The organism is Paraglaciecola chathamensis S18K6 (assembly GCA_000314955.1).
GTDB classification, from domain to species: domain Bacteria; phylum Pseudomonadota; class Gammaproteobacteria; order Enterobacterales; family Alteromonadaceae; genus Paraglaciecola; species Paraglaciecola chathamensis.
Map to the genome: position 1 here is coordinate 71,328 of BAEM01000016.1, position 16,716 is coordinate 88,043.

Genomic DNA, 16,716 nt, shown 5'->3' on the forward strand with positions numbered 1-16,716 from the left:
GTGCATTTGTGAACTTAATGATGAAAAAATCAATAGCCGCTAGTTATGGCGTTATTTACCCTGACGTAGTGCGTTTCAACACGCAAAAAATAGCAAGAAGGTGCTTATTTTATGTTGAGATGAGTGGCTAAAGTTGGCAATAAAGCAGAGAAGGAAAGCCGCAGCTTCGCTAAAAGCACCATGCGCGGCTTTTTGCTAGCATAGCTAATACCAATCCATATTAAGACGTGATCACTTATTAACGTGGATTGATATAACGCGTTATGACGCTACTAAAATCGTGATTAGGCCAATAAGTCCACCAAACACACCACCCCAGACAACTAGCCAACCTAGATGCTTTTTGATCATGGCCTGAATAATGTCTTTCACCATTTTAGGGGTAAGTTCATCTAAGCGTTGCTCAACAATCGATTCAATCTTTTGTTGCACGTCTTGCATCACATTTGGCTGCTCTAACTGACTGCTTAAGGTCTCCAAAAAGCGCTCATCTTGGCTTATTTCAATCAGGGAAGTTTTCATTTTTTCCACAAATGGCTGTTTCAGCGGAGTAAGGGCTTCTGCGCCACCGAACATACCTAGCATACTGCCGAATGAAGAGGCATTAATGACCTCTACCAATGAGTCAAATGTGGGCTCTAAATCAACCTTTTCCAGAACTGGGACGAGATCCAGTTTGAGTTGTTGATTACCGCTTGTTAGGAAGCGATTGATATTTTGTTCAGTAAAAAACTGCGTCATCATCAGTTCGCGTATCCCAGCCTTAAACTCTTCAAAACGCTGGGGAATAACACCAGAGCCATATAACAGTGGCACTTTTTCAAACAGCATATGTATAGCCAGCCAATTAGTGACCGCACCAGACAAAGCAAAAATACCGACCGTAGTCATTATTATATTTTCTAGCAGAAGGCCTACTATCAATAAAGTCAAAGAAACAAGGTTTGTTAGTATACTTTTGTTCAAGTTCATTCCTTATCGTAGCGGTGTAAGCTACCGATACGTAGATCAATTCGGTTGGTTTTAAGAGGCGCTATGCTAGCAAGGTGATGGCCTGGGTGACAATACGCTTTTCACGTTCTTTGAGAAGTAAGTTAGGGCTTCTGTTCACCGTATTCGTAAGCAAAATTGTTTTTAGAGGCGCAGGTATTATAGTGCAACCTCTGATCATAAATTTTTTGAACAAGAGAGCAGAGTTTTGTTACCAGACTGGGCGAGCACAGCAAAAGCACCTTTTAGCCATTACTTGATGAAGCAGAGTATTAAACTGCGTCAATGGTCTTTGCTTATTGCGCTGATATTATATGGCTTATTTGCTGTACTCGATTGCATTAAGTTTCCCGTACAGATGGCTAGCATCACTATCCCCGTCCGGCTTTTATTTATTGTATTACCGCTTGCAGCACTCAACTACATTTTTTGGTTTCGGGTACCTAACTCAATATCAGATTTTAAAAATAGTTTGTTGTTAGTTTATTTTTTTGGTGGCTGTATCCATTCACTCATCTACGCACTCGCGGTTAGTCATAATCTGGTTTTCTCTCAATTAGGTTTAGTACTAATTCTTATGTTTGGCTGCCTTTTAACCGCGCTACCCATCAAGCCTGCGGGTTGGGTCACTGTTGTTATCTTGGCGATATTCAGTGTTACTAATCTCTTTTTAGATCGTATGTCGCTAGATATGGTTATAGCTATTCTCATCATAGCGTCGGTGGCTGTGTTGTTACTGTTGATTAACCATGCGTGCCAACGGGTATTGCGTGAAAATTTCCAACTCATTAAGCAGTTATACAGAGATACCATAAGAGATAGTTTGACTCAGTTATACAATAAGCGCTTTTTTGATACTCAACTAGACAATCTATTACTACTGATGGGGCGAGAGCATATACCTGTGAGTTTAGTACTTGTGGATGTAGATCATTTCAAAAGGATTAATGATAAACATGGACATAGAGTTGGGGATCACGTGTTAGGTTGCATTGCTACCATTCTTCAAAGTTACTGTCGACGGCCAAACGATTATGCCTTTCGAATTGGCGGTGATGAGTTCGCTATTTTGTTTTACGGTATTTCTAAGGAAAAACTCATTAGTGTATGTGAGGAGATGAGATCTAAAGTGATGGAAATTTCACTAGATGATGATAGCAACACAGCTGAATCGCCCCAAGTATCTATTGGGGCCTGCGTGACAGAAAAAACAAGTCATTATACGAGTGCAGAATTATTCGAAGCGGCTGATAACGCCTTGTATAAAGCAAAAGCGCAGGGGCGCAATATCTGCCTAATCGAGAGTGCATAATCATTTATATGTTCTTGAGCATACCTCTGTTGATAATAGCATCAAGGGCGCTATTGGCTGGTAGCGTGCCAAATATCAAGCCTTGATTACCCCCAAGACGTGCCTGACAAAACGTGTCCGCAAGGTCTTTGTCGTCGCCATTTAATAACAGTGCGCCTTGTAGCCCTAACGCCATTTTTTCGACCACTAATCGACTACGTACTTCTAACGTTTCAGGCTCATTAAATGCCTGTTTTAGAACAACTAAATGTTGGTCGTAATAGCTGTTTTTACCGGCAGCCGTGCTTAGTTCATCAAACAAGGTTGTTTTTACCTCGGGCTCTTTACGTAAGGCTCTGAGCACATCTAAACATTGTACGTTGGCACTGCCTTCCCAAATTGAATTGAGCGGAGCTTGACGATATAAGCGTGGCATTACGTTTTCTTCTACATAGCCAATACCGCCTAGACACTCTTGCGCTTCATTCACAAAGGCGGGGGTACGTTTGCAGATCCAATACTTGCCAATGGCGGTGGCGATACGAGAGAAACCTGCTTCATGTTTATTGCTGCTGGCTAAATCAACAGGTTTGGCCACGCGCATGGTTAGAGCTAAACTGGCGGCGACTTCTAAGGTGAGATCCGCCAGCACGTTTTTCATCAGTGGTTGGTCTATGAGTTTTGCGCCAAAGGCTTCTCGGTTTTGGGTATGATGCAGCGCTTGCACTAATGCTTGGCGCATCAGAGCGGTCGAGCCAATCATGCAATCTAGACGCGTAAGAGAGACCATATCAATGATCATTTTCACGCCTTGACCTTCTTCGCCCACTAAATAAGCTGTAGCCCCTTGAAACTCAACTTCTGATGAGGCGTTGCTCCAATCCCCTAATTTATCTTTTAGGCGTTGAATGCGGACTTGGTTTAACTGCCCATCGGGTAATATTCGTGGCAGTAAAAAGCAAGTTAGTCCGTTTTCTGTTTGCGCCAATATTAGGTGCGCATCGCACAAAGGGGCAGAAAAAAAGAATTTATGACCGATAACGTGATAGTTACCATCCGGTTGTTTTATTGCTTGAGTCGTGTTGCGCCGCACATCAGAGCCACCTTGCTTTTCAGTCATACCCATACCCAGCGTAATGCCATGTTTTTTCTCCGCCGGTAACGCACGAGGGTCGTACTCGCCATTGATCAATTTCTGTGTCCAGAATGCCGGCAAATTCGGTGACTGGTTCAGAACTGCCACTGCTGCATGGGTCATCGTCAAGGGGCAAGATGTGCCTGCATCTGCTTGATAATGCATAAACATGAGTGCGGCTCTGACAACGTGAGCACCTTTTTGCGATGGGTTTCTCCATGAGTAGGCGTGCACTTGTGCCTGCATGGCGGCGGTCATTAACTCATGATAAGCAGGGTGAAACTCTACCGTGTCTGTTCTGCGCCCGTAACGATCAAATGGCTGAAAGATTGGTTTATACCGATTGGCTTGCTCGCCGGCATCCATGAGCTGATGGCCTACCACATGCCCATAATTTTCCAGCGTTTGTCCGGCGTGTTGGCCCCCGTTTAACTTGACTGCCGTTTGAAGCAAGCTGTCACACGTCCATAAATTATAGGGAGACATTATCTCTGGTTGGTTTTCTACTACATGGGTTGTAAAAGAAAATGCTGGAGTCATCAGTGGCACCTTAATGCGCGTTTTTTATGACATTACTCAATAAGTTTAAATGTGTCAATTTGTGTAATGTTACGTTTGTAAATACGCTCAATTATATGTGATTTTCCATATGTATTAGTGTGTACCCTTGATGAAGACTTGTTCTTGTTATCCTATTTTATGACTCGCATTTTGTATTGCAGATCGATGTATGATGGGAGATAGCAGACTGATTTTGCCTGTTGTCAGGCATTTAGGTACATTGTGCAGTTTGTGCATAGTCTCGTTAATGCACAGTCTGGCTTGTGCACAGTTTGGCTTGTGTGCAGTTTGGCTTGTGCGTAAGTTTATCGCTGAGTCAGCATTAGGTGAATCGAAAAGGGATTGGTGCGCAGCGCTGCAGTTAAGTATTCAGTCCTTCACACACGGTGCGCAAGCTATTAGTAATATGGTAGACATTACCAAGGTGGAAATAGACAAGATGGAAAAACCCATCCCTAGGCGCTTGTTATTAAAGTTGCTTGGCTCCCGTTCTGGAATAAAAATGGATGCGGCCAGCGCAGTGCGCGTTGGTGCACTGTTTGGTATTACTGAAAACAATATGCGCGTCACGCTCACGCGCTTGCAAGCGGCCAAGCTACTGAATTTAATCGACAGAGGGTTTTATACTTTGGGTCAACAAGGCCAAACGTTGGCCAAAGAGGTAGGCGCATGGCGCAGCGTTGAGCAGCAAGTTGGCCCTTGGCAGGGAGAGTGGGTCGGGGTATTAACTCACACTCAATCTAAACGTGATCGCAAAGCCCAGCGAGTCACTGCTCGGGCCCTGAAAATGCTCGGTATGCAGGCGATTACCAACGACTTTTATTTAAGGCCTAATAACTTTTCGGCTGGGGTTGATTATGTGCGTACCCACTTACACAGCTTAGGCGTAGATATCAGTGCGCCGGTTTTCAAGGTGGCGCAATTTGACTCCGACATGGAGGATAAAGCCCGCAATCTTTGGCCGGTGAAAGAACTTGAAGCGCGTTATCAACAAGGCATACTTGATATAGAACAAGCATTAGATCGCTTACCCGAGCTGTCTTTGGAAGATGCCGCCAAAGAGAGCTATTTAGTCGGGGATAGCGCCTTACAGCAATTGGTTTTCGACCCATTACTACCAGCCCCCCTTATTAATGAATCACTTCGCCAAGCATTTCGTGCAAAAGTGCAAGAGTATGACCAAATAGGCGAACGCATTTGGCTTCAGTTTCTGCACGAATCACGCTGAGCGGGGGCGCAAGCACGGCTTTTTTCGCCTTGGCTGTCGCGAACTAATTTAGCTTACTTTCATTCATTTTCTATGGATATGCTGTGAATGAAAACAAAGTCGAGGCTTATTCAGTCGCGCAGAAGGAATAAAAATTACCCAATTAAATTAATAAGTAAGCCCTTTTAAAATGCGCTAAAAGCGTTGGGCTGGATAATATTGTTGCCAATAATTCCATGTTAAATGTACCTGTTCGGCTTATGTACGCTGTTGTAAAGCACTGTGTGGTGATGTAGGTTATTATTTTTGACGCCCTACCTATAGGTATATGGACAATGATAAAACGGACTTTAGTGACCATGTTAGTCTTTTATGCTTCATTCATTTCTGCGAGTGAAGATTTGCCCCTAGAATACTTTATTAAACACGGTGACTATCTCGACTTACAGCTTTCTCCTGATGGCAAATACCTAGCTGCCAGAATTCGTATAGATAATAAAGTGATACTGGGTATCCTTTCTACGAGCGAAATGAAGATTGTTGGCGGTGTGCGGCCACAAAATAATGACATTATTCACACGGTCACTTGGGCTAATAATGAACGCCTTGTGTTTGAATATGCGGAAAAACGGTTTTCTCTTGATAGGCCAGTCCCTACGGGGGAGCTATATGCGATTAACTACGATGGAAGCAAAAGAACAATGCTCTATGGTTATCGTGCTAATGACGCGAAAACAGGTAGCCGGCTCTCCAACAAAGACGACGTTCTCGCCAGTCAAGAGGTCATAAGCTTACTAGAAAATGATGACAGGTATATTCTGATTAGTGAATATCCATGGGACAAAAATGGCAGTCGCTATTACGACAACCGTGTAAGACCGGCCATAATAAGCAAGCTAAACATCGTTTCGGGGAAAAAGCGAAAAGTAGATGTATTACCTCATAGAAGTAGCAGCGCGCTAGCAACAAAAAATGGTCAGGTTGTCTTTATGAAGTGGCAGGATGAAGAGGGTAAGTATCACGCTGCATACAGAGACGACAATGAGAGCGAGTGGAAAAACCTAGAGGACGTTTTTAACGTAGAACAAAACTTTATTCCAAGAGGCTTAAGTGAAGACGAAAAATTCGTTTACATGTCAGGGGGTACCAGTGAAGAGGGTATTTATACCTATTTTAAATTAAACCTTGCTACTGGACAGTACGTTGAAATTTTTGAACCCCATGATACCGATATAGAGCAAGTCGTTTATGACAACGGCGGCCTACCGGCCGTGGGGATTACTTATCCTGGTAAGTCTCAGTACGTTTATGCGAAAGAAGAAACCCGAACGAGTAAACTACACAAGTTATTAGCTGATGCCTTTAAGGGGCAAACCGTCAGCATTGCCAGCCACACCAGAGACTGGAAAACGTTGCTAGTACATGTACGAAGTGATGTGAATCCAGGGGAGTATTACTTATTCGATAGCGAAAGCCTCGCTGCGCGCTTTATATGGGCAAATAGCTCATGGATAGACCCTAGACTCCTTGCAGCCATGAAGCCTATTAGTGTGAAAGCCTCAGATGGTGAAACGATTAATGGTTATCTCACTCTGCCTAAGCAGAAAAGTGGCGACCAAAAGCCGCCTCTTGTGGTTATGATCCATGGTGGTCCTCATCAAAGCGGCACTAGAGATTTTTGGGATTACAACAGTGAAACACAACTCTTAGCTAGCCGTGGTTATGCTGTCATGCAAATGAACTTTCGGGGCAGTGATGGCTACGGAGAGAGATACAAAAGGATTGGTTATCGCCAATGGGGCGGCAAGATGATCGATGACATAAATGATTCCGTCAAATGGGCAATAGAGCAGCAGTATGTTGACGGCGATAATATTTGTGCATATGGAGCAAGTTACGGTGGCTACGCTGCGCTCATGACAGCAGTGAAAGAGCCCGACCTGTACAATTGTACTATAGGGTATGTGGGTATATACGATTTACAATATATGTTTACAGAAAGTGATATTCCAAATAATTGGGGCGGAAAAGCATATCTACAGCGTGTGCTCGGGAACGATAAAGCACAATTAAAAGCCTATTCTCCGCTATATCATGCGGACAAGATCAAAGCGAAAGTGATGTTAATTCACGGTTCAGAAGATAGACGGGTACCGGAGATTAACTCAGAAGCCCTATCTGAAGCGCTGACCAAAGTTGGAAATCCCCCAAAGTACTTAAAGTATTCTCAAGCGGGCCACGGTGTATTTGATGAAGAAGATAGGCGCGAGCTCTATCAGGGGTTACTTGACTTTCTTGATGAAAATTTAAAGAACTAATTCAGCATTTTAGTAAAAACGCCCATCAAGGGCATTTACCACCCATTCTGTGTTGCTCGAACTTGAAAGAGCACAGGTTAATTTTGTATAAAGGGTTATCATTCAAGCGCTTTGATTAAGCCCTTTTAAATTTTCGCTGGGTGGTTAATTATTTATTGAAATTGGTATCACTTTACATCGAAGCGACTTGGTCGCGGTACTCTGAAACCAGCTCTTTCGAGCCGGTTTCAAACTTTAATTATAGCGCACAAAAATCCTTATAAATCAGTGTTTTACTCGACCGTTACTGACTTGGCTAGGTTGCGTGGTTGGTCTACATCTGTGCCTTTAATAATAGCGACGTAGTAAGATAATAGCTGAAGCGGTAGGGTGTAAATAATCGGTGCGATAGCCGCTGAGCAATGGGGTACATTGATGACGCGCATGGTGTTGTCGCTTTGGAAGTGTGCTTCTTTATCAGCGAATACATACATAATACCGCCGCGCGCTCGTACTTCTTCTACGTTTGATTTGAGCTTTTCTAACAGCTCGTTATTTGGCGCAACCACGATGACGGGCATTTCATCATCAATTAAAGCCAGTGGGCCGTGCTTTAATTCGCCTGAAGCGTAAGCTTCTGCGTGAATGTAAGAAATCTCTTTGAGCTTTAAAGCGCCTTCCATCGCAATGGGGTACTGATCTCCTCGGCCTAAGAACAAGCTGTGATGCTTGTCGGCAAATTCTTCCGCTAAATCTTTGATGCCTTGAGTCAGGCTTAAGGTTTCCTCTAATTTGCTTGGCAAGCTGTGTAGGCCGTCAACAATGGCTTTATGATCTGTTTCGCTCATACCGTTGTGTTTGCCTAGTGCGAGCGTTAGCATTAAAAAGCCAGTTAGCTGAGTGGTGAAGGCTTTGGTCGAGGCTACGCCTATTTCTGCGCCCGCTAGCGTCATAAAAGCAAGATCTGACTCGCGTACTAAAGATGAACCCGGCACATTGCAAATGGTTAGACTTGAGCTGTAACCTAAACTTTTTGCTAAGCGAAGAGCAGCTAACGTGTCGGCGGTTTCACCGGATTGCGAAATGGTGACTAATAAGCTGTTCGGGTGAACAAAGGATTTTCGATAACGAAACTCTGAGGCTATTTCAACGTTGCATGACACATTGGCGTATTGCTCTAACCAGTATTTGGCAGTCATACCTGAGTGGTAGCTGGTGCCACAGGCAACGATTTGTACGTGTTTGATGTTGTCCAGAATGCTGTCTGCGTCCTGACCGAAAATATTGGGGCTGATACCATGTTCGCCTAAGCGACCCTGCAAGCAGTTGCGCACAACAGTGGGCTGCTCGTGGATTTCTTTTAGCATGTAATGACGATAACCCGCTTTGTCACCTGCATCGTGTTCAATATCTGACTCAACGATGTCGCGTTGCACTATTTGACCGTCTTGGTCATAAACGGTTACGTTGGTGCGGGTAACTTCTGCTACATCACCTTCTTCTAGGTACATAAAGCGACGTGTTACCGGCAATAGCGCCATTTGGTCTGAGGCGATAAAGTTTTCACCAATACCAAAGCCAATCACCAGTGGGCTGCCTGAACGGGCGACTATCATGCGCTCGGGGTCATTTTTATCGATAATGACTGTGCCATAGGCGCCTTCGAATTTTTTCACCGCATTATGTACGGCTTGCAGTAAATCTGCCCCTTGGTCAAGTTCGTAATGCACTTGGTGGGCAATGGATTCGGTATCTGTGTCTGAGTCAAAACCATAACCTTTAGCGGCAAGTTCGCTGCGCAGGCGTTGGTAATTCTCAATAATGCCATTGTGAACAACCGCGATGCGGTCAGAAGAAAAATGCGGGTGGGCGTTAGCTTCGGTTACGCCACCATGGGTTGCCCAGCGAGTATGGGCTATGCCGATATTGCCTTTTGATGGGTGAGTGTGCAGAGCATCTGCAAGTTCTTTGACTTTACCGGTACGACGGGTGCGGGTTAAGTTGCCTTCGCCGTCGAGTAAAGCGACACCTGCGGAGTCATACCCGCGATATTCGAGACGTTTTAAGCCTTCAAGTAAAATTTCGACTACGTTACGTTCGGCAATCGCGCCAACAATCCCACACATAGGTTATGCTCCAATTCGGTTAGTTTGGGCGCAAATGACTTTTACGCCTTGTTGTTCAATATGTTGTTTATCGCTTGGTGCGATAGATTCGTCTGTAACCAAGATTGATATTGCCTGCCAGGGCAGCTCAACATTGGGTATTTTGCGTTGTAATTTTTCTGATTCCGCCATCACAACTACTTCGCTGGAAACCTCAGCCATGACTTGTGTCAGTTGCGTTAGTTCGTTGAAGGTAGTCGTCCCTTTGTTTAAATCTAAACCGGCGGCACCAATAAATGCTTGGTCGAAATTGTATGCACGTAATACTTGTTCCGCCATTTTTCCTTGAAAAGCATGGGATTGTGGGTCCCATGTGCCGCCTGTCATGATGACTTTGGGCTCGTTTTCCCCTTCTAGCAGGGTATTGGCCACATGCAAAGAGTTGGTCATGACGACCAAACCAAGCTTACTTTTTAACAAGGGAATGAGAGCAGCTGTAGTGCTACCGCTATCAATAATGATGCGGTTGTGATCTTTGATTAATTGCAGGGCGGCCTCGGCAATAGCAATCTTGCGTGCTGAAAGCTTCTCACTGGATAGCTCTGATGCGTCTTGCGGCAAGGGAACAGCCCCGCCAAACTTTCGCAACAACAGGCCGTTATTTTCCAGTTCGGTTAAATCTTTACGGATAGTAACCTCAGAGGTAGAAAACAATTGGGCAAGTTCATCCACCATGACTTCACGGTGAATGTTAAGGCGCTCGATAATAGCACGTCGACGTTGTTGAGTGTTTCGTTTTTGCATGAAACGAAATATATATGTTTCGAAATGAAAGATAAAGCCTTTCTTTTTACCCTAAGCTACCCTGCGCAGGTATAAAAAAACCTTCGCGGGCGAAGGTTTTTGTATTCACATGCGATGTTTACTCGCCTTTAGTAGGGCGTTGCCATCCTGTCATATTGCGCTGCTTGGCCCTAGCGATTGCTAATTCTTCATCACCAACGGTTTTGGTCACTACTGAGCCTGCGCCCACTGTGGCCATATTGCCTATTTGCACTGGGGCAACTAGCGCGCTGTTTGAGCCGATAAAGGCGCCATCGCCAATTATGGTTTTTGACTTGTTTACGCCATCGTAATTACAGGTGATGGTGCCGGCTCCGATGTTCGCACCTACGCCTACTGTGGTATCGCCCAAATAGGTTAAGTGGTTGGCTTTTGAACCTTTACCCAGCGTCGATTTCTTCATTTCTACAAAGTTGCCTACACGGGCGTTCTCGTGCATAACGGCGCCTGGGCGCAAACGTGCATAAGGGCCAACCGAGCAGTTTTCGCCCACGCTTGCTTGGTCAAGCATACTGTTGGCTTCAATGGTTGCACCATCAGCAACCTCGCAGTCTTTTAAGATACAGTTCGGGCCAATAGTGACATTTGAGCCAATTTTTACTGTGCCTTCGATAACCACGTTTACATCAATGACGATATCTTGTCCGACAATAAGATCGCCGCGTAAGTCAAAACGATGAGGGTCTAATAAACTCACGCCTTGCATCATTAATTCTTCGGCTTGTTCAAACTGAAAAGCCCGCTCGATAGCGGCCAACTGTTTGCGGTTGTTGATCCCTTCAACTTCAATTTCACTGCTAGGTTGTGCGGCCTTGATGACTTTACCTTCGTTGGCTGCCATTTCAATTACATCGGTAAGGTAAAATTCGCCTTGGGCATTATTGCTGTTTAGGTTGGCTAGCCAACGTTTTAAATCTTTGCCATTTAAGACCATCATGCCGGTGTTTATTTCGCGGATTTGTCGCTGGGCGTCGCTGGCGTCTTTGTGTTCGACGATGGCAGTTACATTTTCGCCTTGGCGTATAATTCGCCCCATGCCTGTTGGCTCGGATACATCAACGGTTAACAAGGCAACATCTGCCTGAGCCTTGGTTTGCAATAGATTATGCAGGGTATTGGCTTTTATTAATGGGGCATCCCCCACAAGAATAAGCACGTCTTCTTCATCTTGAATATAATCTACGGTTTGCTGCACAGCATGGCCCGTACCAAGTTGCTCTGCTTGTAAGCACCAATTCAGTTTATTGTGGGCCAGAGCTTGCTGGAGCTGCTCAGCTTGGTGACCGTAAACTAAGTTGATACTGCGGGCTCCTAGTTGATTGACTGTATCAATAATCCGTTGAACCATAGGTTTTGCCCCGATTGGGTGTAAAACCTTGGGCATAGAGGATTTCATTCTTGTCCCCTTTCCTGCTGCGAGTATCACTACTGAAAAAGCCATCTTGTATCCTGTGTTTAAATTGATGCGAGGTATTTTACCGATGCAGCATAAAACTACCAGCGCTTGATCCATTATGCCTAGGTAATACGTAGCGATACCATGATTTCAAAAGGCCTCATTTTACTTTGCAACCAAAGTACAATGTGATTTGCTAATACGCTTGCGTATAATGATCATCTTGGGGTAAGTTTAACTACCTTTTTGGCTTAAGCTGGTGGGTTATATGGTCTTAAGTGCGTTTTACTGTATTAATGTTTTGCCAAAATCGTTTTTTAATTGGTTAAAAACAGGTACTTAGTTTAACGTGAACAAATAATTAGTGCTGCTACAGTTAATGACTAACAGGGCAGGCTAATAAGCAGTTTTTTGGTTTATTTAATACAGGGCAGTTTGTGAATATTTTTAGAACCTTACATCGCAGTATTTTGCTGCTCTTTGTCGTTGTCGTTGTATCCATTGTGACTTTGGTGCACTTTAGCGTATCAAAAATTGTTGCAGAGCAAAGCCGTGCCCAGCAACAGTCTCATTCTCCTGCTGTCGAATTAATCGTCGAACAATTAATGAAGCCCCTGCATATTTCTGAAACGCTTGTTAAAGCAAAAGAGTTGCAAGACTTGATGGGCGCGCAAACCATAGACGAACAGGCCGTTTTTGCGAGCCTCAAGCGCTTGCATCGTGAATTTGGTATGAACTTCTTTATTGCGAGCGAAAAAAGCCGACGCCAGTATTACTCTGATGGCACGATCACCGAACTGATTGAAGGGGATGTCAGTTGGTATTTTAAATATAAAAATTCAGCGCAAAATGAAATAGCCGATATCGGCAAGTGGGAAGATACCCATTTTTATATTGATTTAAAAGTTTTTGACGATAACCAGCGTTTCCTTGGCTTTTTTGGGGTGGGTAAAAGTCTGCGTAGCTTTTTGGATATTTTCGCCCGTTACAAAGACACTTACGGTTATGACTTTATTTTTGCTGACCAAGACAAAAACATCACGCTTTCATCTGATCCAAAATTGGTCGCGGCTAATTCGCAATTCACCAATTTAGCGGATTTGCCTTGGTTTAAAGATTTGTCAGAAGAACAACAGCAGGGCTCTTTAAATAATTTGCTCGTTAAAATTAACGGTTTTGACTTTTTAGTGGCTGAACTTAACATTCAACCATTCGATTGGACCTTGTATTTGATGACACCGTTGGAGTCTCGCCAAACGGAAATCAGTCGCGGCTTTATATTCAGTGTTGTCACTTTGCTCGTTTTGATTTTTGGTCTGTTTTTGATTATTTACAACTTATTGTATTACTTCAAAAAAGACATGCAAAAAACCCGTCAGATTGATGTGCTAACTGAACTTCCTAATCGCGCTAGTATGTCATTAACATTTGATGGCCTGATGTACGAAAAGACCTCTGTCAGCTTGGTACTTATCAATTTGGATAACTTTAAGTCGGTCAATGAAACCCATGGGCGTAAAGCAGGGGATATTGTACTGCGTCAAATCGCGTCTATGTTGCAGCTAGAGCTACGTGACCAAGATGTGCTTGGGCGCTGGGGCGGTGAAGAGTTTTTATTACTGTTACCTAATACTGGTCCACATGAAGCCGTTGATGTGGCTGAAACCGTACGTAACCGGTTGGCGAATATGACCATTACTACTGGCAGTATGTCGATTCAAATGACGGCCAGTTTCGGTGTGTCGTTTACGGCTATCCCAAGGGCGATAAATGAAGTGATTGCGGCAGCAGACGATGCGCTATTTGCTGCTAAGCGCGAAGGGCGCAACGTGGTGCGCTTGCAGCTAATTGAAGAACACTGAGTGAGTCACCGGTTGTTTAGTTTGTTATTTTAATCAGTGCGCAGGTTTGGACTTCAACCTGCGCTTGTCTGCCAAGCTCTTTAGTACACCTGTGACGAGCAGCACACCACAAATAACAAGTATCACCCCTAACCACATTAGGGGAGTAAATGTTTCGTTTAACAATATGATGCCCCACATAATGCCAAAGGCAGGAATAAGATAAGCGACGGTTAGCGCGTTGCTTGGCCCTACACTAGCGATTAAGCGAAAATACATTAAGTACGCTAATGCGGTACATAAAACACCTAAGGCGATGGCGTCTCCCCAACTTTTTGCTGATGGTAGGGTATCTGGCATAAACCATATATTGAGCGGCACTAGGCATATCGTCGCAGCAAATAAACTGCCCGCTGCAAGTGCCATTGGCTTAACGTCACTGAGATATTGCTTAGTAAAACAGCCGGCGTAGCCATATAGGGCAGTAGCGACCAAAGTAGCAAGAGTCGGCAAAATAGAGAGCGTATCAAACGCGGCGGCTTGGGCAGTGCTGAGAACCGATACACCCATGAAGCCGATTAGCAGTCCTAGCACAGCCAAACCAGATAGCCGTTGTTTCAACCACAGCCATCCTATGAGTGCTCCAAACATAGGTGCTGTCGCGTTCATAACCGAGGCATAGCCCGCCCCTATGTGCAGTAAACTGTAGCTAAATAAGCAAAATGGAATAGCGGTGTTCGTTAACCCAACGACTAATATTCCCCGCCAGTGCTGGGTTAACTGCCTAATCGCGGCTCGATTACACACAAATGGCAATAAGATAAGACTCGCGAGCCCAGCCCGCAGAGTAATTAAGCTGATGGGGCCAAATTCAGGTGTGGCTGTTCGCGTAAAAATAAATGAGGCGCCCCATATGCTTGCAAGCAAGACTAACTCTAAAAACTCCCGTATTTGCATGACATTTCCTTATGTAGTTAGTTTACCTGTCGGCACGGTGAAATTGGGGTTTTCCAGGGTTAGCAAAGCGGCTTTGCGTGTTAGCCCACCGGCGTAACCGGTCAGTGTGCCGTTCGCCCCTATCACTCTATGACACGGCACGACGATAGAGATAGGATTTTTACCATTAGCGCTACCCACAGCACGCACGGCATTAGGGTTATTCAATTGCTTTGCGATGTCTGCGTAACTGCATGTCTCGCCGTAAGGTATTACACAAAGTTGCTGCCAGACGCTTTGTTGAAACTGTGTTCCCACAGGCGCTAGCGGCAAATCAAACGCTTTTCGTTGCTGGTTAAAATATTCGCTAAGCTGCTGTTTAGCTTCTTTTGTGACAGCATTGCCGATTGCGGGCGCATCTTCCTGCATTACAAAGGTAATTGCTGATATACCTTGCTCATTTGCACAAATTTTCAGTAAGCCACTGGTTGTGGATAAATATTCACAATGCGGGTAAATCGGTATGTGCTTCGCCATTATGCTTGGCTCCATAGAGTAAAGGTTAAATAACTGCGCCAAGGGCTTACCTTGTCTGCGTCAATAGCGTGTAATGTTAACTGCTTTTTAATTACCAAATCACTGTTTAGCCATATATCTGCGTGTGACTGCCCTCGAAGATTTGCATAGGCAATAGTCCACGGGCCAATGCCCTTAATGGCAAGCCACTCAGCCGGTGGCGCATCAGGATGCTGAGTATAAAATGCAGCAAACCTGCGCAGAGTTTCTCGTCGACTATTGGGCATACCGAGAAAACTAAGGTCGCTATGTGCAACCGCTTCGGGCGTGGGGAAGTAATGCGTAAGCCCAATCTGTTGAGAAAGCTCATCAGGTATGGTTTTTCCTAAGTTGGCAACCAATTTGCTCACCAAATTAATCGCCGCAGTCACTGATATCTGTTGGCCGAGAATGGCTCTGCAGCCCGCTTCAAAGGTATCCCAAATTCCCGGTATGCGAATACCTGGGGTGATAAGTTTGGGATCTAACCCACTTTGCTGAATTTGGTTATCTATTGTGGTGCTGTCTGCGTCTACGTCCAAAATTCGCCTTATATTATTTAATGCGGGCTTGAGCTGCGTTAAATCATCAAGGGTTAACGTGACTTGAAAGCGATTTTTGTCAGATTGGTGTAGCGCGTGAAAGTGCCCCTTGCTGCCCCCTAAGGTAAAGGTGCGGGCATAGCTGTTTTGCTCAATGGATTCTGTTCCGAGAATGGCTCGGCGTGCCAAGAAGTCGCGTAAATGCGGCCAATTATAAGGCGGGCGATAAGCCAGCGGGATCACAATGGGTTGCATATCGTTGCTCGGTTTTATACGTAATTCCTTAGGTGTGCGACGCATTACACGTTGCATATTGTATTGTAGGCGCCTGGCGTCGTTGAAGCCCGCGGCATCGGCAACATGCTCTATCGGTAGTTGGGTATGCTGGAGCAATTGTTTGGCAAATAGGATTTGCTCGTACACTTGATATTGCTTGGGGCTCAAGCCGATGTGTTGAATAAATAGCTGGCGTAGATATCGGTCGCTAATGCCGAGTTTTTCGGCAATTGAGGTCATGCTTAAATGTAGGTTCTCACTCAGCAAAGACAGTGCTCGATTGACTGTTGTATCAACACCGTTCCACGCATGAGAATGCGGTGCGCTGTCGGGACGACAACGTAAACAAGGGCGGTAACCTGCGAGCATAGCTTGCTGAGCCAAGGTAAAGTATTCTACGTTTTCTTCACGTGGTAGCTTTGCTGGGCAAATAGGACGGCAAAAGATGCCGGTAGATTTGACCGCAATAAAAAAACGCCCATCAAATCGCGGATCGCGGGTTAATCTTGCTTGCTGAAAATCTTGTGTTGTTAGCATGAAGGAACCGAATGCGTTAAGCCATGGACTAATGGTAATCCGGTGAGCAACTATTATGCGTCGAAAACGGAACTCAAAGCAAAATTGTTGTTATACCATTCCACGTTAATAAGTGATGACTCAGCGAGAGTTTAAAAGGGCTTAAACAAGGCGGATGACTGAATGAATAGTTGTTCTCTTTCGAAGTCATGCAACGCAGTGTAA

At 44.7% G+C, this 16,716-nt stretch carries 12 protein-coding genes; 4 read left to right on the top strand and 8 right to left on the bottom strand.

The genetic code is table 11. From position 1 onward, the window contains the following. Window positions 1–261 precede the first annotated feature (261 nt). Complete coding sequence (locus GCHA_RS05190; protein WP_013754841.1) at window positions 262–966, bottom strand: DUF445 family protein; 705 nt, start codon at window positions 964–966, stop codon at window positions 262–264. Window positions 967–1,348: 382 nt separating this feature from the next. Between GCHA_RS05190 and GCHA_RS05195 the strand changes: the two genes are divergently transcribed. Then, on the top strand, window positions 1,349–2,302 hold the full coding sequence (locus GCHA_RS05195; RefSeq protein WP_318248934.1) for a GGDEF domain-containing protein: 954 nt from the start codon (window positions 1,349–1,351) through the stop codon (window positions 2,300–2,302). 4 nt (window positions 2,303–2,306) lie between these two features. Here GCHA_RS05195 and GCHA_RS05200 read toward each other — a convergent pair whose 3' ends face one another. Further along, on the bottom strand, window positions 2,307–3,956 hold the full coding sequence (locus GCHA_RS05200) for an acyl-CoA dehydrogenase family protein (protein WP_007985827.1): 1,650 nt from the start codon (window positions 3,954–3,956) through the stop codon (window positions 2,307–2,309). 190 nt (window positions 3,957–4,146) lie between these two features. Here GCHA_RS05200 and GCHA_RS05205 point away from each other — a divergent pair, with 190 nt between their 5' ends. Then, window positions 4,147–5,205: a PaaX family transcriptional regulator gene (locus GCHA_RS05205; RefSeq protein WP_318248935.1), complete on the top strand. Its 1,059-nt coding sequence runs from the start codon at window positions 4,147–4,149 to the stop codon at window positions 5,203–5,205. Between the two features lie 314 nt (window positions 5,206–5,519). Then, window positions 5,520–7,502, top strand: a complete 1,983-nt coding sequence (locus tag GCHA_RS05210) for an alpha/beta hydrolase family protein (RefSeq protein ID WP_318248936.1) — start codon at window positions 5,520–5,522, stop codon at window positions 7,500–7,502. 272 nt (window positions 7,503–7,774) lie between these two features. Here GCHA_RS05210 and glmS read toward each other — a convergent pair whose 3' ends face one another. From glmS to glmU, 3 genes are all read right to left on the bottom strand, one after another. Further along, on the bottom strand, window positions 7,775–9,607 hold the full coding sequence (glmS, locus tag GCHA_RS05215; protein WP_007985831.1) for a glutamine--fructose-6-phosphate transaminase (isomerizing): 1,833 nt from the start codon (window positions 9,605–9,607) through the stop codon (window positions 7,775–7,777). A 3-nt stretch (window positions 9,608–9,610) separates the two neighbouring features. After that, window positions 9,611–10,390 carry a DeoR/GlpR family DNA-binding transcription regulator gene (locus GCHA_RS05220; protein WP_007985834.1) on the bottom strand — a complete coding sequence of 260 codons (780 nt, stop codon included), beginning with the start codon at window positions 10,388–10,390 and terminating at the stop codon, window positions 9,611–9,613. Between the two features lie 118 nt (window positions 10,391–10,508). Further along, window positions 10,509–11,870, bottom strand: coding sequence for a bifunctional UDP-N-acetylglucosamine diphosphorylase/glucosamine-1-phosphate N-acetyltransferase GlmU (gene glmU / locus GCHA_RS05225; protein ID WP_039992122.1), 1,362 nt, complete (start codon window positions 11,868–11,870; stop codon window positions 10,509–10,511). Window positions 11,871–12,262: 392 nt separating this feature from the next. On the opposite strand from glmU, the gene GCHA_RS05230 reads away from it, so the two are divergent. Further along, window positions 12,263–13,687, top strand: a complete 1,425-nt coding sequence (locus GCHA_RS05230; RefSeq protein WP_007985840.1) for a sensor domain-containing diguanylate cyclase — start codon at window positions 12,263–12,265, stop codon at window positions 13,685–13,687. Between the two features lie 33 nt (window positions 13,688–13,720). On the opposite strand, the gene GCHA_RS05235 is transcribed toward GCHA_RS05230, so the two are convergent. Genes GCHA_RS05235 through GCHA_RS05245 form a run of 3 tightly spaced genes read right to left on the bottom strand, consistent with a single transcriptional unit; the run spans window position 13,721 to window position 16,512 of the window. Continuing rightward, a complete protein-coding gene (locus tag GCHA_RS05235; RefSeq protein ID WP_007985842.1) occupies window positions 13,721–14,623 on the bottom strand; it encodes a DMT family transporter in 903 nt (300 codons plus the stop codon). Window positions 14,624–14,632: 9 nt separating this feature from the next. Next, window positions 14,633–15,139 carry a methylated-DNA--[protein]-cysteine S-methyltransferase gene (locus GCHA_RS05240; protein ID WP_007985844.1) on the bottom strand — a complete coding sequence of 169 codons (507 nt, stop codon included), beginning with the start codon at window positions 15,137–15,139 and terminating at the stop codon, window positions 14,633–14,635. After that, on the bottom strand, window positions 15,139–16,512 hold the full coding sequence (locus GCHA_RS05245) for a DNA-3-methyladenine glycosylase 2 family protein (protein ID WP_007985846.1): 1,374 nt from the start codon (window positions 16,510–16,512) through the stop codon (window positions 15,139–15,141). Before GCHA_RS05245 ends, GCHA_RS05240 begins: the two co-directional genes overlap by 1 nt. Window positions 16,513–16,716: the final 204 nt, after the last annotated feature.

Excerpts from the sequence above, each read along its gene's own strand:
- GCHA_RS05205 (WP_318248935.1), top strand. The coding sequence starts at position 4,147 with ATGATGGGAGATAGCAGACTGATTTTGCCTGTTGTCAGGCATTTAGGT.
- GCHA_RS05210 (WP_318248936.1), top strand. The coding sequence starts at position 5,520 with ATGATAAAACGGACTTTAGTGACCATGTTAGTCTTTTATGCTTCATTC.
- GCHA_RS05200 (WP_007985827.1), bottom strand. The coding sequence starts at position 3,956 with ATGACTCCAGCATTTTCTTTTACAACCCATGTAGTAGAAAACCAACCA.
- glmS (WP_007985831.1), bottom strand. The coding sequence starts at position 9,607 with ATGTGTGGGATTGTTGGCGCGATTGCCGAACGTAACGTAGTCGAAATT.
- GCHA_RS05195 (WP_318248934.1), top strand. The coding sequence starts at position 1,349 with ATGGCTAGCATCACTATCCCCGTCCGGCTTTTATTTATTGTATTACCG.
- glmU (WP_039992122.1), bottom strand. The coding sequence starts at position 11,870 with ATGGCTTTTTCAGTAGTGATACTCGCAGCAGGAAAGGGGACAAGAATG.
- GCHA_RS05240 (WP_007985844.1), bottom strand. The coding sequence starts at position 15,139 with ATGGCGAAGCACATACCGATTTACCCGCATTGTGAATATTTATCCACA.
- GCHA_RS05220 (WP_007985834.1), bottom strand. The coding sequence starts at position 10,390 with ATGCAAAAACGAAACACTCAACAACGTCGACGTGCTATTATCGAGCGC.
- GCHA_RS05235 (WP_007985842.1), bottom strand. The coding sequence starts at position 14,623 with ATGCAAATACGGGAGTTTTTAGAGTTAGTCTTGCTTGCAAGCATATGG.
- GCHA_RS05245 (WP_007985846.1), bottom strand. The coding sequence starts at position 16,512 with ATGCTAACAACACAAGATTTTCAGCAAGCAAGATTAACCCGCGATCCG.